Annotated in this window: 15 protein-coding genes; all 15 read right to left on the bottom strand. The window is 73.2% G+C overall.

Translation table 11 applies throughout. From position 1 onward, the window contains the following. Nucleotides 1–113 precede the first annotated feature (113 nt). The 15 genes from ACIPAE_RS14775 to ACIPAE_RS14845 all read right to left on the bottom strand — a co-directional run bounded on the left by ACIPAE_RS14775 (nt 114) and on the right by ACIPAE_RS14845 (nt 19,477). On the bottom strand, nt 114–1,370 hold the full coding sequence (locus ACIPAE_RS14775; RefSeq protein WP_329370293.1) for an FAD-dependent oxidoreductase: 1,257 nt from the start codon (nt 1,368–1,370) through the stop codon (nt 114–116). A 280-nt stretch (nt 1,371–1,650) separates the two neighbouring features. Then, on the bottom strand, nt 1,651–2,565 hold the full coding sequence (locus tag ACIPAE_RS14780) for a TIGR01777 family oxidoreductase (RefSeq protein ID WP_329370295.1): 915 nt from the start codon (nt 2,563–2,565) through the stop codon (nt 1,651–1,653). A gap of 22 nt (nt 2,566–2,587) precedes the next feature. After that, the gene (locus ACIPAE_RS14785; protein WP_329374368.1) at nt 2,588–3,100 is read right to left on the bottom strand and encodes a DUF4240 domain-containing protein; all 513 of its coding nucleotides are present in this window, start codon (nt 3,098–3,100) and stop codon (nt 2,588–2,590) included. Nucleotides 3,101–3,361: 261 nt separating this feature from the next. After that, nucleotides 3,362–4,396 (bottom strand): GNAT family N-acetyltransferase, encoded by a 1,035-nt coding sequence (locus tag ACIPAE_RS14790; RefSeq protein WP_366412254.1) that lies wholly within the window; start codon nt 4,394–4,396, stop codon nt 3,362–3,364. Between the two features lie 187 nt (nt 4,397–4,583). Next, on the bottom strand, nt 4,584–7,268 hold the full coding sequence (gene aceE, locus ACIPAE_RS14795; protein ID WP_329370299.1) for a pyruvate dehydrogenase (acetyl-transferring), homodimeric type: 2,685 nt from the start codon (nt 7,266–7,268) through the stop codon (nt 4,584–4,586). A gap of 263 nt (nt 7,269–7,531) precedes the next feature. Continuing rightward, nucleotides 7,532–8,170, bottom strand: a complete 639-nt coding sequence (locus tag ACIPAE_RS14800; protein WP_329370301.1) for a GntR family transcriptional regulator — start codon at nt 8,168–8,170, stop codon at nt 7,532–7,534. A gap of 196 nt (nt 8,171–8,366) precedes the next feature. Beyond that, the gene (sucB, locus tag ACIPAE_RS14805; RefSeq protein WP_402445337.1) at nt 8,367–10,175 is read right to left on the bottom strand and encodes a 2-oxoglutarate dehydrogenase, E2 component, dihydrolipoamide succinyltransferase; all 1,809 of its coding nucleotides are present in this window, start codon (nt 10,173–10,175) and stop codon (nt 8,367–8,369) included. A 50-nt stretch (nt 10,176–10,225) separates the two neighbouring features. Next, a complete protein-coding gene (lpdA, locus tag ACIPAE_RS14810) occupies nt 10,226–11,614 on the bottom strand; it encodes a dihydrolipoyl dehydrogenase (protein WP_329370305.1) in 1,389 nt (462 codons plus the stop codon). A 247-nt stretch (nt 11,615–11,861) separates the two neighbouring features. After that, nucleotides 11,862–13,376 (bottom strand): leucyl aminopeptidase, encoded by a 1,515-nt coding sequence (locus ACIPAE_RS14815; protein WP_329370306.1) that lies wholly within the window; start codon nt 13,374–13,376, stop codon nt 11,862–11,864. A 325-nt stretch (nt 13,377–13,701) separates the two neighbouring features. After that, nucleotides 13,702–14,514: an adenosylcobinamide-GDP ribazoletransferase gene (locus tag ACIPAE_RS14820; RefSeq protein WP_329370308.1), complete on the bottom strand. Its 813-nt coding sequence runs from the start codon at nt 14,512–14,514 to the stop codon at nt 13,702–13,704. A 42-nt stretch (nt 14,515–14,556) separates the two neighbouring features. After that, nucleotides 14,557–15,138 (bottom strand): exonuclease domain-containing protein, encoded by a 582-nt coding sequence (locus ACIPAE_RS14825; RefSeq protein WP_402445339.1) that lies wholly within the window; start codon nt 15,136–15,138, stop codon nt 14,557–14,559. Nucleotides 15,139–15,278: 140 nt separating this feature from the next. Beyond that, nucleotides 15,279–15,920 carry a DUF1707 domain-containing protein gene (locus tag ACIPAE_RS14830; RefSeq protein WP_402445341.1) on the bottom strand — a complete coding sequence of 214 codons (642 nt, stop codon included), beginning with the start codon at nt 15,918–15,920 and terminating at the stop codon, nt 15,279–15,281. A gap of 78 nt (nt 15,921–15,998) precedes the next feature. Further along, nucleotides 15,999–16,883: a hypothetical protein gene (locus tag ACIPAE_RS14835; protein ID WP_402445343.1), complete on the bottom strand. Its 885-nt coding sequence runs from the start codon at nt 16,881–16,883 to the stop codon at nt 15,999–16,001. Between the two features lie 151 nt (nt 16,884–17,034). Next, nucleotides 17,035–18,525, bottom strand: coding sequence for an arabinofuranosidase catalytic domain-containing protein (locus ACIPAE_RS14840; RefSeq protein ID WP_366413446.1), 1,491 nt, complete (start codon nt 18,523–18,525; stop codon nt 17,035–17,037). A gap of 235 nt (nt 18,526–18,760) precedes the next feature. Further along, nucleotides 18,761–19,477 (bottom strand): response regulator transcription factor, encoded by a 717-nt coding sequence (locus tag ACIPAE_RS14845; RefSeq protein ID WP_329370318.1) that lies wholly within the window; start codon nt 19,475–19,477, stop codon nt 18,761–18,763. Nucleotides 19,478–19,479: the final 2 nt, after the last annotated feature.

The following is a 19,479-nucleotide window of genomic DNA, read 5'->3' on the forward strand; positions in this document are numbered from 1 at the left end:
TGTGCCTCCGGGGGCGGGCCCGGGAGGTTTCCGGCCCGGGGGGACCTGCGAGCGTACGGGGGCGGGTGAGTCCACCCGGCCCCGTACGCCCCGCTCGCCACCCCGGGCCGGGATCACGCCGGGAAGCCCGTCGCGAGGTCGCGGAGTGCGGCCGCGGCGGCGCGGCGGCCGGAGAAGAGGGCGCCCTGGATCGTGGAGGTGTCGCGGTGGTCGCCGCAGACGTAGAGGCCGGCGAGGAGGCGGACGGGGCGGCGCAGGTCGTGGGGCGGCGGCATGGCGGGGACGGAGTGGGGCGTGGTGCGCAGCGAGAGGAGGTCCCAGCGGTCGGTGGAGGTGTCGTAGAGGTCGGCGAGGTGGGAGCGGATGGTCTTGTCGTCGGAGCCGTCCGGCGGGGGGCCGAGGACGACGGAGGTGACGAGGGTGCGGCCGGTGGGCGCGCGGGTGGGGTCGATGGCGGTGGCGGCGTAGGTGTGGGAGACCGGCCCGAGGCGGTCGGCGTCGAGGACGAGCACGGGTTCGCGCAGGGGCGCGGCGGGCGCGGCGTGGTGGACCACGGTGACCGGGTGGAAGCCGGGCACGCGCAGGCCCGGCAGGAGCGCGGCGGCCGCGTGGGCGTCGGTGGCGACGACCACGCCGCGGCAGGGGAGTTCGGCGCCGTCGGTGGTGTGCACGGCGTTCGCGGCGACATGGGCGGCGCGGACCCCGAACCGTATGGTGCCGGGCGGGAGCGTGGCCGCCAGCCGCTCGGGCAGGCGGGCGGCGCCGCCGACCGGCAGGCAGGCGCGGCCGCGGGCGAACCCGCGCAGCACGATGTCGGCGACCCGGCTGGACGTGCCGAGTTCGGCGTCGCACAGCAGCGCGGCGAGCAGCGGCCGCAGGAAGTGCTCGACGGTGCGGGGCGCGAAGCCGCGGCCGGCCAGCGCGAGGGCGGCGGTGCTCTCGGGGCGCGCGGTGATGCGGTGGGTGGGGGTGGCGGCGAGCCGGTCCAGCGCGGTGCCGAGCCGGGCCCGGTCGCGGGCGGAGCCGAGCGGTGCGCGCGCGCCGCGCGGGCCCCCGACCCGGTAGGCGTGCCCGCCGGAGCGGACGAGCGCGCCGGGGGCGAGATGGGCCAGTGGCAGGCCGCGCAGGCCGCTGGCGCGGCGCAGCTCGGGGTAGGCGGTGTTGAGCAGTTGGGGCCCGTGGTCGAGCCGGAAGCCGTCGACGGTGTCGGTGGCCATCCGCCCGCCGACGCGTTCGGTGGACTCCAGGACGGTGACGCTCAGGCCCCCTTCGGTCAGATGGTGTGCGGCGGCCAGGCCCGCCGGGCCCGCGCCGATGACGATCACATCCGTGGCGGCGGCCACGCCTTTCGGGCGTGCTGGTGAGAGCACGATGCCCCTCCCGAGGTCGGGTCCGGTCCCCGCTGGCGTCTGCGCGACGGGCGTGGCGGACCGGAGCGACGAGCGGGGGCCCTGATCCGTTGACGCACCGTCATATACCCACTGCGGCCAGGTGGTCGGCAGGTGGGCTCGGCTCGCGCGAAACGCTGCTAAAGGTCATGCCCTCATCAAAGGCAAAGGATGCGGGGCGGACCGGTCCGATCCGGCCCTTTCCGGTGCGTTTTCCGGCCGCGGGCCCGCCCGGACGGCGCCGGGGCCCTCGGGCCGCCCCTCAGACCCGGTTGCGCGGCGGCAGCGCCGCCTTGATCGCGTCGTCGAGGTCGGGGTGCGCGAAGGAGAACCCGGCGTCCAGCAGCCGCTTGGGGCGCACCCGCTGACTGCCCGTCACATCGCCGGCGAACTCGCCCAGCACCGCGCGCAGCGCGAACGACGGCACCGGCAGCACCGTCGGGCGGTGCAGCACCCGCCCCATCGCCTTGGTGACCTCGCTGTTGGTACGGGGCTCCGGGCCGGTCAGGTTCACCGGCCCCGACAGCTCCTCGTTGTCGATGGCGTACCGCAGCGCCGCGACCTCGTCCCGCAGCGAGATGAAGCTCCAGTACTGCCGCCCGCTGCCGAGCCGCCCGCCCAGCCCGGCCCGGAAGAACGGGAACAGCGCCCCCCACGCGCCGCCCTGCGGGGAGACCACCAGGCCGGTACGGGCGTGCACCGTACGGATGCCGGCCGCGCGCGCCGGGTCGGCCGCGGCCTCCCACGCCTGGACCAGGTCGGCGAGGAACCCCTCGCCCGCCGGGCTGTCCTCGTCCACGAAACGGTCCCCGGTGTCGCCGTAGAAGCCGATCGCGCTGCCGGCCACCAGCACCCGCGGCTTCGGGTCGAGCGCGGCCATCGCCTTCGCGATCGTGGCGGTGCCGTCCACCCGGCTGTCGAGGAGGACCTTCTTGCGCTTGTCGCTCCAGCGCCGCTCCGCGACCGGCGCGCCCGCCAGGTGCACGACCGCCTCGCAGCCGGCCAGCCCGTCGGGGTCCACGGTGCCCGCGGACGGGTCCCAGCGGACCTCTCCCGGGCCGTGCGGGCCGCGCCGGACCAGCGCGACGACCTCGTGGCCGTCGGCCGCCAGCGAGGCGGTGAGGGCGGAGCCGATCAGCCCGGAGGCGCCGGTGACTGCGATACGCATGCGGGCCATTGTGCCCGGTCGGGCCGCCGGCCTACCCGAAGCGCGCCCACAACTGGGGGAAGCGGGCCGCCATCGCCTGGTCGTCGTCGAACTCCGGGCGCTCGCCCTCCGGGCCGTCCTGCCGCGGCAGCTCCAGATCCGGCAGCCGCACACCCGTCAACTGCTCGTACGCCTCGTCGGCGGCGTACCCCAGGTCCTCGGCGTCGCCGTCCGCCTCCGGGTCGAACTCCGGTACCAGGAAGGCCAGGTCGTCGGGGGAGTGCAGGGCGCCCTCGAAGACGTGCCGGCCCTGGCCGATCAGCCAGCAGCGGAAGAAGTCGAACGCGTCCTCGTCGGCGCCGCCAAGCATGATGTCGGCGGCGCCCCACAGGTCCCACGAGAAGGCCCGGTTGAAGCGGGTCTCGAAGTGCCGGGCGAAGTCCAGCACGGCGTCCGGATCGAGCCCGGCCAGCCGCTCGACCATCAGGTCGGCGTGCTCCTCCGGATCGTCGTCCGACGCCTCGCGGGTGCTGTCGACGATCTCCCAGAACTCCGTCTCGTCCATCACGCGTACAGCTTCCCGCCCCAGGGTGCCCTGTGCAACGCGACCCCCCAGGGTGCTTGGTTGCTGTTCGGTTGCGGGACCGTCCGCCGATGGGTGGCTGGTCGCGAGGTCCCCCGCGCCCCTTGGCGGATGCCCCCTTTTTCGCGGAAGGAGCCGCGCGGAACCAGAGGCGCGGGGAACCAGGGGCGCGGGGAACCGCGCGACCGGCCCACCACCGGCCGCGAGGTCCCCCGACGTACAGAACCGCACCACCCCGGGGGGTTACGCCGGCAGCGTGAGCTGATACGCCACGGTGCGCCGTAGGGGGCGGAAGCCCAGCGCCGCGTTCACCGCCAGCATGTGGCGGTTGTCGTCGGCGGTGTTGGTGACGACCTCGGTCACCTCGGGGTGCGCGTCCAGCAGGTGCCGCAGCATCGCCGACTTCAGCCACAGGCCGAGCCCGTGACCGCGGTGGGCGGCCACCACGGCCGTGTCGAGCTGCTTCGCGCGGGCACGGGCGCTGCTCGCGTCCCCGGCCCCGCCGTCGCCACCCTCGTCCGCCTCGGCCGGCAGCGTCAGCTTCGTGTACCCGGCCACCGAACCGTCGGCCTCGCTGATCGCCGCGTGGTTCAGCAGCCGCTCACCGCGCCGGGCCGCCAACTCCGCGGTCATCCGCACCCGCTCGGCGTCCCAGCGGGTCCTGCTGACCTCCAGGCCGCCGCTCGGCATGTCCGCCAGGGCCGCCCGGGCCGCCGCGAAGGACTCCGCGAGGGCATCCGGCGGCGCGCCCTCCCAGGCCGCCAGCCGGTAGCCGGGGTGCGGCACGTCCGGCAGCTTCACGATCCGCTCCGGGATCTCGGCCAGCACCAGCCGCTGCCAGGTCAGCCGCAGCGCGGGTACGAACTCCCGGGTGGCGAGGAAGCTCTCCCCCGGGGTGCCGGCCAGCACTTCCGTCGACAGCCGGCGGCAGTCCTCCTCGGTCGCCGCGGCCACCACCGTGGCCAGCAGCCGCGACCCCATGCCCATCCTGCGGTGCGCGGGATGGACCGTCAGTTCCACCGACGCGAGGCGGCCACCGCCCTCGGCGGCCGGCAGCCGGAGCTTCGCCGTGGCCACGCCCTCGTCGTTCGCGCCGTGCACCAGCCACAGGGCTAAGCGACTGCCGGGACCGACGGTGGTCAGCGAGGCCCGCACATGGGCCAGGGTCGGCAGCGGGTCTCCCGGGCGGTCGTGAGCGAGCGCCGCGGACCGCACCCGGTGCCACGCGCGGACGTCGTCAGCGGTGGGGGAGGTCAGCCGCCGTTGTTTGGTAGGCATCCGGGGGAACTTAACCGGTTGGTGTAGCAGCCCGCAATCCCTTCCGGCGGGTACATTCCGCACGTCACGACGGCCGCCCCTCGGAACACGCCGTTCCGAGGGGCGGCCGCCGGACACGCCGCGTCAGGACCCGCGGCGGGGACTGCGTGAAGGCCCCGCCGCGAGCCCTGTCAGGACACTCGGTGCCTCAGAGCCCGTAGCGCTCCGCGGCCTCCTTCACCGTCTCCGGTTTGACCTCGCCGCGCCGGGCGAGCGCGGCCAGCGCCTGCACGGTGAGCGACTGCGGGTCCACGCCGAAGTGCCGGCGGGCCGCGTCACGCGTGTCGGACAGGCCGAACCCGTCGGTGCCCACCGACGTCCAGTCCTGCTCGACCCACTGCGCGATCTGGTCCGGCACCGCCCGCATCCAGTCGCTGACGGCCACCACCGGACCCGGCGCACCGGCCAGCGTCCGCGTCACGTACGGCACCCGGTCCTCGCCGCGCAGCCGCGCCGCGTCGCACTCCAGCGCCTCACGCCGCAACTGCGTCCAGGACGGCGCCGACCACACGTCCGCGGCCACACCCCAGTCCTCGGCGAGCAGCCGCTGCGCCTCCAGCGCCCAGTGGATCGCGGTGCCCGACGCCAGCAACTGCGCGCGGGGCGCGTCGGCGGCGGCCGGTGCCGCCTGCTGATAGCGGTACAGGCCCTTGATGATGCCCTCTTCCACACCCTCGGGCATGGCGGGCTGCACCTTCGGCTCGTTGTACACCGTCAGGTAGTAGAAGACGTCCTGGTCCTCGCCCTCGACGGCCGGACCGTACATCCGCCGCAGGCCCTCGCGGACGATCACCGCGACCTCGTACGCGAACGCCGGGTCGTAGGAGAGCGCCGCCGGATTGGTGGAGGCGAGCAGGTGGGAGTGGCCGTCGGCGTGCTGCAGGCCCTCGCCGGTCATGGTGGTGCGGCCGGCGGTGGCGCCGATCACGAAGCCGCGGCCCAGCTGGTCGGCGAGCGCCCAGAACTGGTCGGCGGTGCGCTGGAACCCGAACATCGAGTAGAAGATGTAGAACGGGATCATCGGCTCGCCGTGCGTGGCGTACGACGTGGCCGCGGCGGTGAAGTCGGCGAGCGAACCGGCCTCGGTGATCCCCTCGTTGAGGATCTGGCCGTCCTTCGCCTCCTTGTAGTACAGCAGTTGGTCGCGGTCGACCGGGTCGTACGTCTGCCCCTTGGGGGAGTACAGCCCGGCGGACGGGAAGAGCGACTCCATGCCGAAGGTGCGGGCCTCGTCGGGCACGACCGGCACCCAGCGGCGCCCGGTCTCCTTCTCCCGCATCAGGTCCTTCACCAGCCGGACGAACGCCATGGTGGTGGCGATCTCCTGGGTGCCGGAGCCCTTCTCCAGGGACTTGTACGCCTTCTCCGGCGGCAGCGGCAGCGGCGCCGCCACGACCTTGCGGGCCGGCGCCGGCCCGCCCAGCGCCGCCCGGCGCTCGCGCAGGTAGCGCATCTCGGGGGAGTCCTCGCCCGGGTGCCAGTACGGCACCACGTCGGCGTCCAGCGCGCTGTCCGGTATGGGCAGCTCCAGCAGGTCGCGCATGGTGCGGAACTGCGCGCCGGTGAGCTTCTTCATCTGGTGGTTGGCGTTGCGGGACTCGAAGCCCGCGCCGAGCGTGTAGCCCTTCACGGTCTGCGCGAGGATCACCGTGGGGGCGCCCTTGTGCTCCAGCGCCGCGCGGTAGGCCGCGTACACCTTGCGCGGCTCGTGGCCGGCGCGCGAGGTCTGGAAGAGCTCCAGCAGCTTCGCGTCGGTCAGCCGCCCGCCGATCGCGCGCAGCGAGGCGTCCGCGCCGAAGAAGTGCTCGCGCAGGTAGGCCGCGTCGCTGGTGGCGTAGGTCTGGAACTGGGCGTCCGGGGTGTCCCGCAGCCGCCGGATCAGCGCGCCGTCGGTGTCCTGGGCCAGCACCTCGTCCCAGGCCGCGCCCCACAGCGCCTTCACCACGTGCCAGCCGGCCGCGCGGAACTGCGCCTCCAGCTCCTGCACGATCTTGAAGTTCGGGCGGACCGGGCCGTCCAGCCGCTGGAGGTTGCAGTTGATGACGTAGGTCAGGTTGTCCAGGCCCTCGCGGGCGGCGAGCGCCAGGGCGGCGGTCGACTCCGGCTCGTCCATCTCGCCGTCGCCGAGGAAGGCCCACACGTGCGAGGCCGAGGTGTCCTTGATGCCGCGGTGCTCCAGGTAGCGGTTGAAGCGCGCCTGGTAGATCGCCGAGAGCGGGCCGAGGCCCATCGACACGGTCGGGAACTCCCACAGCCACGGCAGCCGCCGCGGGTGCGGGTACGACGGCAGGCCGTCGCCGCCGGCCTCCTGCCGGAAGCGGTCCAGGTGGGCCTCGGTCAGCCGCCCGTCGAGGAACGCGCGGGCGTAGATGCCGGGCGAGGCGTGGCCCTGGATGTAGAGCTGGTCGCCGCTGCCGGCGCCCTCCTTGCCGTGGAAGAAGTGCTGGAAGCCGGTCTCGTAGAGCCAGGCGGCCGAGGCGAAGGTGGCGATGTGGCCGCCGAGGCCGAGCTTGCTGCCGCGGGTGACCATCGCCGCCGCGTTCCAGCGGTTCCAGGCGGTGATCCGCGCCTCCATCGCCTCGTCGCCCGGGTACGCGGGCTCGGCGGCGGTGGGGATGGTGTTGATGTACTCGGTCTCCAGCGGCGTCGGCAGCGCGAGGCCGCTTTCGCTACCGCTCTCCAGGGTGCGGCGCATCAGGTACGCCGCCCTGTGCGGACCCGCGGCCTTGGCGACCGCGTCCAGGGACGCGCGCCATTCCGCGGTCTCCTCCGGGTCGACGTCGGGGATCTGGTCGAGCTGACTCGGCCGGGTACGGCCTACGGCGTCAGGCATGGGTGTGTGCCGCCTTCCAGACAACGGAGGGAGGGGGTGGGAAGTGTGAGTCGGGCACGACAGGTTGCTCCCCACTGACCGACGTTACGCTTCGATCGATGATCGATCAATGGCCCGCGGGCAAGTAACTGGAGGTCGGCACGGGGTGCCAGCCTTTAAGGCACCCAGTGACAGGCGGGCTTCGCCTTGGAAACGGTGGCGGAACGGGCACGGACCCGAGCCTACCGAAGGGCGGCGGGGCTCCCCGCGGCCCTTCGGCAGCCCTACACCTGCGGGGCGCAGCTCAGCACGTGGGACTTGATCAGCTCGCCGATCCGGGGGTCGCGGGCCGTGAACGCGTCGACCAGCTCCTGGTGCTCGTCGGCGTACGCGCGCGGCGCCGGGCTCAGCCACCGCATCGACAGCGTGGTCCACACCTCGATCCCGAGCGACTCCCAGACGTGCAGCAGCACGCCGTTGTCGGCCGCGCGGACCAGTTCGTGGTGGAAGGCGACGGTGTGCCGCACCTGCGCCTCGTCGTCGAGGGCGGTGTCGGCCGCCCGGAGCGCGGCCACCTCGCGCTCCAGCGCGCTCGGGTCCTCCGCGAGGGTGCCGGCCGCCAGCTCCGCCGCGACCTGCTCCAGGCCGGCCCGCACCGGGTAGCTCTCCTTGACGTCCGCCGCGGTGAGCCCGCGCACGCGCACGCCCTTGTTCGGCGCCGACTCGATCAGCCGCAGCGTCTCCAGCTCGCGCAGCGCCTCGCGTACCGGCGTCTGGCTGACCTGGAGCTCGACCGCGATCCGCCGTTCCACGATCCGCTCGCCCGGCTTCCAGCGCCCGCTGACGATGCCGTCGAGGATGTGCTCGCGGATCTGCTCGCGCAGGCTGTGCACGACCAGATGAGGGGCGGCGGCTTGGGCCATGGGGGCGCGCTCCTTCACTGTTGCGTGCCTATGACGATACGACGCGGCGGTGCAGCTGCCGCCCGCCGGGACGTATCCGGCTCCTACGCGGCGGCCGGGACCTGCCTGGACAGCGGCGGGACGCGCCGGCGCCCCCGCACCCGGTGGACGGGGCGGGGGCGCCGTTGACGCGGTACCGCTCAGGCGCGGGAGGCGCTCACAGGCCGAGCTCGACCTCGAACTCGCCCGCCTCCAGGATCTCCTTGACCGCCGTCAGGTAACGGGCCGCGTCGGCACCGTCCACCAGCCGGTGGTCGTAGGACAGCGCCAGGTACGTCATGTCCCGGACGCCGATGACCGTGCCCTCGGCGGTCTCCACGACCACCGGGCGCTTGACGGTCGCGCCGATGCCGAGGATCGCGGCCTGGTTCGGAGGCACGATGACCGTGTCGAACAGCGCGCCGCGCGAACCGGTGTTGCTGATCGTGAAGGTCGCGCCCGCCAGGTCGTCCGGGGTGATCTTGCTGGCCCGGACGTTGCCCGCCAGCTCGGCGGTCTTCTTGGCGATGCCCGCGATGTTCAGGTCGCCGGCGCCCTTGATGACCGGGGTCATCAGGCCCTTCTCGGAGTCCACCGCGATACCGATGTTCTCGGTGTCGAAGTAGGTGATCGTGCCCTCGTCTTCGTTGATGCGGGCGTTGATCACCGGGTGGGCCTTGAGCGCCTGGGCGGCGGCCTTGACGAAGAACGGCATCGGGGAGAGCTTCACGCCCTCGCGTGCCGCGAAGGACTCCTTGGCCAGCCCGCGCAGCCGCATGACCCGGGTGACGTCCACCTCGACCACGCTGGTCAGCTGCGCCTGCGAGTGCAGGGCCTTCATCATGTTGTCGCCGATGACCTTGCGCATCCGGGTCATCTTGACCGTCTGGCCGCGCAGCGGCGAGACCTCGACGGACTTCGCCGCCTTGGGCGCGGCCGCCGCCGGGGTCGCGGCGGCCTTGGCCGCCTCGGCCGCGGTGAGCACGTCCTGCTTGCGGATACGGCCGCCGACGCCGGTGCCCCGCACCGCGCCGAGGTCCACGCCGCTCTCGGCGGCGAGCTTGCGGACCAGCGGGGTGACGTAGGCGCCGTCGCCGGCACCCGCGGCAGCCGCCGGAGCGGCGGGAGCGGGCTGGGCGGCCGGAGCCGGAGCCGGAGCCGGAGCCGGAGCCGGTGCGGGAGCCGGGGCCTGCGGGGCAGGCGCCGGAGCGGCCGGAGCCGGAGCGGCGGCCTGCGGAGCCGGCGCGGCCGGAGCCGGTGCCGGGGCAGGGGCGGCGGGAGCGGGAGCCGGGGCCGCGGGGGCCGGGGCGGGCGCGGCAGGCGCGGGAGCCGCCGCCGGAGCGGCACCGGCCGCACCGATGACCGCCAGCTTCGCGCCGACCTCGGCCGTCTCGTCCTCCTGGACCAGGATCTCCAGCAGGGTGCCGGACGCGGGCGACGGGATCTCGGTGTCGACCTTGTCCGTGGAGACCTCGAGCAGCGGCTCGTCGGCGTCCACGCTGTCGCCGACCGACTTCAGCCAGCGGGTGACGGTGCCCTCGGTGACGGACTCGCCCAGCGCGGGCAGCACCACGTCGGTGCCGGACGCGCCGGAACCACCCGCGGCCGCCTGCGCGGTCGGGGCGGGGGCGGGAGCCGCGGCCTCGGTGGAGGGGGTGGCGGCGGCCGGGGTCGGCGCGGGCGCCGGCTCCGGCTCCGGGGTGGGGGCCGGCTGCGCGGCGGGGGCCGCGGGCGCCGCGGGGGCGCCCGAGCCGTCGTCGATCACGGCCAGCTCGGCGCCGACCTCGACCGTCTCGTCCTCGGCGACCTTGATGGACGCCAGGACGCCGGACGCGGGAGAGGGGATCTCGGTGTCGACCTTGTCGGTCGAGACCTCGAGCAGGGGCTCGTCGGCCTCGACACGCTCGCCCTCGGCCTTCAGCCAGCGGGTGACGGTGCCCTCGGTCACGCTCTCGCCGAGCGCCGGCAGGGTTACGGAAACCGCCATGGTTGCGGTTGCTCCTAACGATCTGTGCGGATGGGTGGCGTGTTCGAGGGTCAGTCGTGCGAGTGCAGCGGCTTGCCGGCGAGCGCCAGGTGGGCCTCGCCGAGAGCTTCGCTCTGCGTCGGGTGGGCGTGGATGAGCTGCGCGACCTCGGCGGGCAGCGCCTCCCAGTTGTAGATGAGCTGCGCCTCGCCGACCTGCTCGCCCATCCGGTCGCCGACCATGTGGATGCCCACGACGGCGCCGTCGCGCACCTGGACGAGCTTGACCTCGCCCGCGGTCTTGAGGATCTTGCTCTTGCCGTTCCCGGCCAGGTTGTACTTGAGCGTGACGACCTTGTCCGCGCCGTACACCTCCTTGGCCTTCGCCTCGCTGATGCCCATCGAGGCGACCTCGGGGTGGCAGTACGTCACCCGCGGCACACCGTCGTAGTCGATCGGCACGGGCTTGAGGCCGGCCACCCGCTCGGCGACGAGGATGCCCTCGGCGAAGCCGACGTGCGCGAGCTGGAGGGTGGGCACCAGGTCGCCCACCGCGGAGATCGTCGGCACGTTGGTGCGCATGTACTCGTCGACCAGGACGTAGCCGCGGTCCATGGCGACGCCCTGCTCCTCGTAGCCGAGGTTCTGCGAGACCGGGCCGCGGCCGATCGCGACCAGCAGCACCTCCGCCTCGAAGGTCTTGCCGTCGGCCAGGGTGACCTTGACGCCGTTGTCGGTGTACTCGGCGCCCTGGAAGAAGGTGCCCAGGTTGAACTTGATGCCGCGCTTGCGGAAGGCCCGCTCCAGCAGCTTCGAGCTGTTCTCGTCCTCGACCGGCACCAGGTGGGGCAGGCCCTCGACGATCGTCACGTCGGTACCGAAGGACTTCCACGCCGAGGCGAACTCGACGCCGATCACGCCACCGCCCAGGATGATCGCCGACTGCGGCACCCGGTCCAGGACCAGGGCGTGGTCGGAGGAGATGACGCGGTTGCCGTCGATGGTCAGGCCCGGCAGCGAGCGCGGTACGGACCCGGTCGCCAGCACGATGTGCCGGCCCTGGATGCGCTGCCCGTTCACATCCACCGAGGTGGGGGAGGAGAGCCGGCCCTCGCCCTCGATGTACGTCACCTTGCGCGAGGCCACCAGGCCCTGCAGGCCCTTGTAGAGGCCGGAGATCACGTCGTCCTTGTACTTGTGGACGGCCGCGATGTCGATGCCCTCGAAGGTCGCCTTCACACCGAACTGCTCGCTCTCACGAGCCTGGTCGGCGATCTCGCCGGCGTGCAGCAGCGCCTTGGTGGGAATGCAGCCCTGGTGCAGACAGGTGCCCCCGAGCTTGTTCTTCTCGATCAGGGCGACGTCGAGTCCAAGCTGTGCGGCACGCAGGGCAGCCGCGTAACCGCCACTGCCACCGCCGAGGATCACTAGGTCGAAAACAGTGCTGGCGTCGTTCGCCACGTCACGTCCTCCATGCATGGGTTCGCCGGAGCCGGTCCACCTAGACCGGACGGCGGCTTTGGTTCGGCCGCTTTGTCTCAAAGGGGGCCCTGTCGTGCCGACCCACATCTTCGCACTTGTTGGCGGGCGGTGAGGCATCGGGCCATGCGGTGTGACGTAGCAGGTACGGCCCCGGGCAGATCACCCAGGGCCGTACGTGACACATCTCACCCGGTCGGCCTCGAATTGCCGCCACGGGTCCGACTTGTCAGAAGAGGTTGCCCTCTGCCGCCGTGCGGGCGAGGCCGACCAGGGTGCGGACGGCCGTGCCGGTGCCGCCCTTGGGGGTGTAGCCGAACGGCGCGCCCTCGTGGAAGGCGGGGCCGGCGATGTCCAGGTGCGCCCAGGTGATGCCCTCGCCGACGAACTCCCGCAGGAACAGCCCGGCGATCAGGCCGCCACCGGGCCGCACCCCCATGTTCGCGATGTCCGCGACCGGCGAGTCGAACGTCTTGCGCAGCTGCTGCGGCAGCGGCATCGGCCAGGAGTCCTCGCCCTCCGCCAGCGCCACGTCGTGCACGGCGGCCCGGAAGTCGTCGTCGTTGGCCATGATCCCGAACCGGCCGTCGCCGAGCGCCAGCACCATCGCCCCGGTCAGCGTCGCCACGTCCACGATCGCGTCCGGCGACTCCTCCGAGGCGCGGGCCAGCGCGTCGGCCAGCACCAGGCGGCCCTCGGCGTCGGTGTTCAGCACCTCGACGGTCTTGCCGCTGTACATCTTCAGCACGTCGCCCGGGCGGATCGCGTTGCCGCCGGGCATGTTCTCGGCCAGCGCCAGCCAGCCGGTCACGTTGACCGCCAGGCCGAGCTTCGCGGTCGCCAGCACCGCGCCGAACACGGCGGCCGCGCCGCTCATGTCGCACTTCATCGTCTCGTTGTGCCCCGGGGGCTTCAGCGAGATGCCGCCCGAGTCGTAGGTGATGCCCTTGCCGACGAAGGCGAGCGTGCGGGTCGCCTCGGGGTGGGTGTAGGCGACCTTGACCAGCCGGGGCGGCGTCGCCGAGCCCTGGCCGACGCCGAGGATGCCGCCGTAGCCGCCCTTGGTGAGCGCCTTCTCGTCCAGCACCTCGACCTTCAGGCCGAACTCCTTGCCCGCCTCCTGGGCGGCCGCGGCGAACGCCTTCGGGGTGAGGTCGTTCGGCGGGGTGTTGATCAGGTCGCGGGCCCGGTTGACCTCGGCCGCGACCGCGACGGCGCGCGCGGCGGCGGCCTTGTGCTCCTTGTCGCGCGGCTTCGCGCCGACCACGGCGACCTCGCCGAGCGGCCCGCGCGCGTCCTTCTTGCTGTCGGAGCGGTACGCGGTGAAGGCGTACGCGCCCAGCAGCGCACCGGTCGCGACGGCCTCGACGTCGGCGGCGGTGGCCGCCGGCAGCGCGAAGACGGCCTTCTTGGCGCCGGCCAGGGTGCGGGCGGCGACGCCCGCGGCCTTGCGCAGGGCCTCGGCGTCGTACGGCTCGTGGTTCCCGGCGGGCTCGCCGAGGCCGACCGCGAGCACCACGGGCGCCTTCACGCCGTCGGGCGCGGGCACCTTGGTCGACTCGCCCTCGGCGCCGGACGCGCCCAGGTTCTCAAGGACGGCGGCCAGTTTGCCGCCGAACGCGTCGTCCACGGCGTCCGCTCCCGGCGCCAGGCGCGGGCCTTTTGGGCCTTTGGTCACGCCTACGACGACGGCATCCGCGCGCAGCGCTGCGGCGGAAGAGGCGCTTAGTGTCAGAGCAGTCACGGTGGGTGGGGTCCTAACGGTCGAAGGGGTGCGGGCCGCCACGCCGGCGGAGCGGCCCTCCAACGAGCCTACGCTGCCGCGTTGCGGCTCAGTGGCCGGGCGGGCGGACGTGTCCGCACCCGTCCGGGCGCACCCGCGGGCCCGCGGTCCGCGACGGCGGCAACCGGGCGCCGGTACGGGGCGGTTGCCCCGCCGCGGCCTTACCGCCCGAAGCACGGCAGGGATACGACGCGGAGCCGGCGCGCGACACCCGTGCGATGCATCGGTGGCGGCATCGGTGGCGGGCCGTCAGGACGGCGGCCCGTGGCGGCCGGTGGGCCGGGGGTCAGCGCAGCGACAGCACCAGCAGGGCGGCGGTGACGGCGGTCTCGCACAGCGCCCCGAACACGTCGCCGGTCACCCCGCCGAACCGGGCCCGGCACCTGCGCAGCAGCACCTCGGCCGCGGTCACGGCGACGGCGACGGCGAGCAGGAGGCGCAGCCAGGTCAGACCGTGGAAGCCCGCGCCGGCGAGCGCGGCGAGGCCGGCGCACCCCGCGGCCACGGCCCACGCCGTCCGGGCCGGCAGCACCCCGGCGACGGCAGCCCCGAGGCCGCCCGGCCGGGCCGCCGGCACCCCACGCCGGGCCGCGAGCGTCATCGCGGCGCGCCCCGCCACCGCCCCGGCCACCGCGGACGTGAAACCGTAGACCCACCCGTGCCCGTAGCACGCGGCCAGCGCGGCGACCTGCGCGAGCAGCACCAGCGTCAAGGTCACCACGCCGAAGGGCCCGATGTCGGAGCGCTTCATGATGTCCAGCGCCTGCGCGGGCGGCTTGCCGCTGCCCAACCCGTCGGCGGTGTCGGCCAGTCCGTCGAGGTGCAGCCCCCTGGTCAGTACGGCCGGCACGGCGACCGCGCCCACCGCGGCCAGCAGCGCGCTCGCCCCGGCCGCGCGCAGTCCCGCGCCGACCGCGCCCGCGCCGGCCCCGATCGCCACGCCCACCAGCGGCGCCGCCGCCATCCCGCCGCGCGCGGCAGCCCGGTCCCAGCGGGTCACCCGCACCGGCACCACCGTCAACGTGCCGAACGCGAACCGCAGCGCGTCGCCCGGCCGCGCCCTCGCCTCTGCCTGCGGCCCCGCCGCTGCCTCGTCCACCGCGTGAGGCTACCGCTCCCGCCTCCGCGACCTGCGCGGACCTCAGCGGGGCAGGGCCGGCCAGGCCCCTCGGCCGACCAGGTCGAGGACGAGCGCGGCGAGGTTCCACGCGTCGTCCTCACCGCTGTGATGGCGTCCTTCGAGCGGCAGCCCGGCGATCTGGAGGGCGCCGCTCATGCCCGGTTTCCGGCGCAGCCCGTGGGCGGTCGTGAACACGGCCTTCGCGTTGGTGTGGGAGCGCTCGGTGGGATGGCCGAAGGGGTACGCCACCGCGTCGGCCTTGCTCTGCCGGGCGAACTGCCTGCGGTCGTACTCGCCCCAGCTCGCCCACGGGCGTTCCTCCGCCGCGTGCTCCGCCACGAGCAGCCGGCACGCCTCCGCGAAGGTGACGCCCCGCGCCACCTCGGCCTGCGTCAGGCCGGTCAGTTCGGTGCAGAACGGGCTCACCGCGGAACGGTGGGGCCGCACCAGGATGCGGTGCCGCGACACCCGGCGCCTCGCCAGGAGGTCGACCACGGTGAGGCCGATCTCGATGATCTCGCTCACCGAGCCGGGCGGCGGTTGCCCCTCCCAGCAGGTGGCTTCCACGTCGATCACGTTCAGCAGGGCGGATTCGGCTCCCATCCGGCGAGCGTAGGGCGCCGCACCGGCGGCGGGCACCCGGTTTTCACGGCGGGCCGTACCGGCGCTCGCGCATGGAGGAGGCGAGCAGGACCGCGGGGCGGGCCGGCGCCGTAGCTTCCTGCCGCGGGTACTTGCCGCGGCTACTTGCCGCTTCCGAACATCCGGCGCAGCAGGCCCGGCCGGCGGGGCGGTCGCGGCGGCTGGATCACCACGTTGCCGCCGGTCAACTTGCCGGTGATGACGATCTGGTGGGTGATGGGGATGCCCTGCGGGCGGTCCTGCGCGTGGCGGTGGCGCACCGAGCCGCCGCGGATGTCGATCTCGTCGGCGTCCACGGAGTAGCCGTCCGGGACGATCAGCCGCAGGTTGCCGCCGCGCAACTCGACGTCCACGTGGGTGACCGCTCCGCGCACCGTCGCGGTGGAGAAGTCCAGCACCACGTTGCCGCCGCGTACCTCCGCTTCCAGGCGACGCGGTGCCACCCACGGGCCCTCGTACCGCAGGCTCGCGCCGACCCGCCGCACCCGTACGACGTCCTTCGTCCGTACCGCCTCCGCCGGCGTCACCGACGTCTGCCCGGGCAGGTCCGCGACCAGCGGCGCGAGGTCCCCGTACGTCCGTGCCCCGAAGCAGCTCTCCAGCCGCTCCTCCAGCTCCTCCAGGCTCAACCGGCCGTCGCCCGCGGCGACGCGCAACACCTCCGCGACCCGCTCCCGGTCCTCATGCGAGACCCGCTGGTCCAGCTTTTCCCCACCCGCCCACGGCACCGGCTCCTGAGTCATGTCCGGCACCCTATGACAGCCCACCCGCCCGCGCAGCCACCCCCGACTCACAGGGAACGACCGCGCGGGAACCCGTACTCAGCCCGTGGGTTCGTCGCCCCCGATGAAGATCTGCTCGGCGGTCCCCGCGGTCAGTGCCCGCTGGAACCACGCGCGCAGGAGGTCCGGGTCGCCGCATGCGGTGACGCGTGAGCGGATGGCGTCGTCGAGGAGACCTCGGGTCTTCAGCAGGAGAAGCAAGTCCTCCACGCGGCCCTCCGCGCGGCCTTCGTCGCGGAGCTTCTCCGAGGTCTCGGAGCGGAAGAAGGAGAGGTCGACGGCCATGAGGTCCTTCCAGATGTGTGCTGCCGGGCTGCTGCCCAGTCCGAGTTCGGTGAGCTCCCTGAAGATCGAGGCGGTGGACTCGTCGACCGTCTTCAGGGCGGAAGCCAGTGCCTCCAGCATCATATCTGCTTGGGGATGCTCACCGTGAGTGATCGCGGAGAAAACGGCCAGGGGGATGTCCTTGGCGGCGGCCTCCTTGTCGGTGATGACCGGCACGTTGTGGGGGCCGAGGACCAGGGGGCGGACGGTGAGACTGCGCCAGTGGGAGATCCCGAAGTGGAAGGGCCCCTTGGCCCAGCGTGCCGTCTTCTCGTCCTGGCAGGTGACCAGAAGGACCGGTGGCTTGCGGTACTTGGCCTGCAGGTAGGCCAGGTAGTACGCCCAACTGGCGCCCTTGTCCGGGTCCTTGCGGCTCTGCGCCTCGATGGCGAGCAGGTAGCTCTGGCCGTCGGCGCAGTCGATCTGGAGGAGGGTGTCGAGGCGCCGTTCGAGCGGTTTGAGCTCGGTGACGTCGGTGGGCAGGAGGGAGACCGCGACCGGGTCGGAGAAGGGGAGTCCGAGGCGGCGGAAGGTCCGGGCGAAGATGCCGGCGTCCTCATGGAAGATCCGGTGCATCGCCTCATGCGATGAGGTGACCATAAGCACGGAGCGTAGGTGGTCGTTTACGTGCAGAAACGATCAGTCGGTGGCATCTCCGCTTGGCCGAGCGAACGGACAACGGCCGGCCCGGCGCGCGCCCCGTGATGAGGGGCGCGCGCCGGGCCGATGGAGCAAGGGCGTCGTCACACGCTCAGTTGAGCGTGAACTTCTGCGCCGCGGACCCGTTGCAGTCCCAGATCCGCAGCCTCGTGCCGTTGCCGGTCGCGCCGTTGGGGGAGTCGAGGCAGCGGCCGGACTGGGGGTTGAAGAGGGAGCCGTCGGACTGCTGCTGCCAGACCTGGCCGCCGACTCCGTTGCAGTCCCAGAGTTCGACCTCGGTGCCGTTGGCCGTGCCGTTGCCGATGATGTCGAGGCAGCGGCCGATCGTGCTGAGGGAGCCGTTGGTGTGGTGGGTCCAGTACTGGTCCTCCGCGTAGGACTGGCAGTTCCAGAGCTGGACCGCGGAGCCGTCGGTGCCGGTGTCGTCGGCCGCGACGTCGACGCACTGCCCGCCCGGCCCGGTGATCGTGCCCTGGGGGCCGTTGGGGATGTTCGTCTCGCCGGAGTAGCCGACGGAGACGACGTTCGCCTGGACCGCGTCCTCGGCGGCGTCGGTCGGGTAGCCGGAGACCATCACGCCCTCGAAGAACGTCCCCATGTTCCGGTTGCTGTTGTCGCCGCCGGTGCCCAGGATGATGCCGCCCTCCTGCTGCATCGGCATGTAGCCGCCTCTGGTCGGCAGCGATCCGTTCCACCATGTCGACAGGCCGCCGGACTGCGAGTTGCCGCCCTTCAGGGCGTACGTCGTCTGCCCGTTGTTCTTCAGCACGGCGGTGACGAAGGTGCTGTTGTTCCCGGCGTTGGCGGTGTTGGAACCGTTGTCGCCCTGGAACATGCCGTTCTCCATGTCCGCCTCGACCCAGGGGCCCGAACCGGTGCACGGTGCGAAGTAGCAGGTGGTCGCGATGGACACGGCGTCCATGTGGCCGTTGCCGGTGTCGGCCGCGGTGGACTCCGCGTTGCCGTAGTCGAAGCAGCAGTCGGAGCCGACGTGGGTGCCGCTGGCCACCATGTACGCGCCCTCGGGCTGGCCGTTGACCGCGGTGCCGGACGCGGCGCCGTTCGAGCGGTAGCCGACGCCCGGTGAGATCCAGATACCGTACACCTTGTGGCCGCCCGCGGTGACGGCGAGTTCGCTCGCGTCGGCGCCCCGGTCCGCGCTGCCCGCGGTGCCGGCCGGCCCCGGGTCGAGGTCGTTGTGCCGGGGCGACTGGTCGTAGACCTTGCTGATGCTGCACGTGGTGTCCGCGCAGAACGAGTCCTGCGTGGCGGCGTTCGCGTAACCGCCCTGCGCCAGCAGCCCGACGTCGGTCCTGGCCCCGTCGGAGGCCCGGGTCACCTGGTACAGCGGGCCGTCGTACGAGGCGTAGAGGGCGCGGGTGGTGCTGTGCGCGGCCACGCACGGGGTGCCCGCGGCGGCGTAGATGTCGCACGGCAGCGAGTCGGCGGCGTGCGCCGACGTGCCGGGCAGGCTGATCAGCAGGCCGACCACGAGCGCGAGCGCGGCGACGGCCGACAGCAGGATTCCGCGCAACCGGGGGACATGTCCTCGTCCCACGGCCGCGGTTGGGTCAGTGTGCATGGCGCGCTCCTGTGGTGGGGGGTGGTGGGAGCTTGCTTCAACTTGACGCTACGGCAGCCGATTTCAGCCGCGGTCCGGCTTCCGGCGGCTCGCTGGGAAGGTACGCGCGCTGATTGGTTGGGTCAACATTTGTTGCTTTCATTTTTCTGAGAGCGCGTTCACCTGTCCGAATCTGTGCGTTTCCCGGCGGCGGAATTCCGCCGCGGTGCCCTCCCGGCGGCAACGTTCCGCGAGGTCAGGGGCGTTGGGGGCGGACCAGGCCGGATTCGTAGGCGGCCACGACGAGTTGGGCACGGTCGTGGGCCGCGAGTTTGGCCATGGTGTGGTTGATATGGGTCTTCACGGTGAGCGGGCTGACCCCGAGGCGGGCGGCGATCGCGTCGTTGGGGAGGCCGCCGGCGACCTCGATGAGGACCTCGCGCTCGCGGGAGGTGAGGGTGTCCAGCCCCGGCACGGTGCGCGGTTCGTCGTCGACGCCGTGCTGCTGGGCGACGAACCGGGAGATCAGGCTCCTCGTGGCGGCGGGGGAGAGCAGCGCCTCACCCTTGGCCACGGTGCGGATCGCGCTGAGCAGCTCGTCCGGCTCGGCGCCCTTCCCGAGGAACCCGGAGGCGCCGGCGAGGATCGCCCGCACCACGTACTCGTCCGCCTCGAAGGTGGTCAGCACCAGCACCGCGGTCCTGGCGAGTTCGGGGTCGGCGAGGATCTCCCGGGTGGCCGCGATCCCGTCGGTGCCCGGCATCCGGATGTCCATCAGCACCACGTCCGGCCGCTCGGCCCGCACCAGCCGGACGGCCTCGGCCCCGTCCACCGCCTCGCCCACCACGACCATGTCCGGCTCGGACTCCACCAGCATGCGCAACGCGCCCCGCAGCAACGCCTGGTCGTCGGCGAGCAGCACCTTCACGACGCCGAGCGGGGGAACCTCACCGTTGCCAAGGGTCGTCGCCATAC

Source organism: Streptomyces sp. NPDC087270, assembly GCF_044744625.1.
Classification (GTDB): Bacteria; Actinomycetota; Actinomycetes; order Streptomycetales; family Streptomycetaceae; genus Actinacidiphila.

What these genes read in the sequence shown, in the direction of transcription:
- ACIPAE_RS14780 (WP_329370295.1), bottom strand. Translation starts at nt 2,565, where the DNA reads ATGGCCCGCATGCGTATCGCAGTCACCGGCGCCTCCGGGCTGATCGGC.
- ACIPAE_RS14785 (WP_329374368.1), bottom strand. Translation starts at nt 3,100, where the DNA reads ATGGACGAGACGGAGTTCTGGGAGATCGTCGACAGCACCCGCGAGGCG.
- ACIPAE_RS14790 (WP_366412254.1), bottom strand. Translation starts at nt 4,396, where the DNA reads ATGCCTACCAAACAACGGCGGCTGACCTCCCCCACCGCTGACGACGTC.
- aceE (WP_329370299.1), bottom strand. Translation starts at nt 7,268, where the DNA reads ATGCCTGACGCCGTAGGCCGTACCCGGCCGAGTCAGCTCGACCAGATC.
- ACIPAE_RS14800 (WP_329370301.1), bottom strand. Translation starts at nt 8,170, where the DNA reads ATGGCCCAAGCCGCCGCCCCTCATCTGGTCGTGCACAGCCTGCGCGAG.
- sucB (WP_402445337.1), bottom strand. Translation starts at nt 10,175, where the DNA reads ATGGCGGTTTCCGTAACCCTGCCGGCGCTCGGCGAGAGCGTGACCGAG.
- ACIPAE_RS14825 (WP_402445339.1), bottom strand. Translation starts at nt 15,138, where the DNA reads ATGGGAGCCGAATCCGCCCTGCTGAACGTGATCGACGTGGAAGCCACC.
- ACIPAE_RS14830 (WP_402445341.1), bottom strand. Translation starts at nt 15,920, where the DNA reads ATGACTCAGGAGCCGGTGCCGTGGGCGGGTGGGGAAAAGCTGGACCAG.
- ACIPAE_RS14835 (WP_402445343.1), bottom strand. Translation starts at nt 16,883, where the DNA reads ATGGTCACCTCATCGCATGAGGCGATGCACCGGATCTTCCATGAGGAC.
- ACIPAE_RS14840 (WP_366413446.1), bottom strand. Translation starts at nt 18,525, where the DNA reads ATGCACACTGACCCAACCGCGGCCGTGGGACGAGGACATGTCCCCCGG.
- ACIPAE_RS14845 (WP_329370318.1), bottom strand. Translation starts at nt 19,477, where the DNA reads ATGGCGACGACCCTTGGCAACGGTGAGGTTCCCCCGCTCGGCGTCGTG.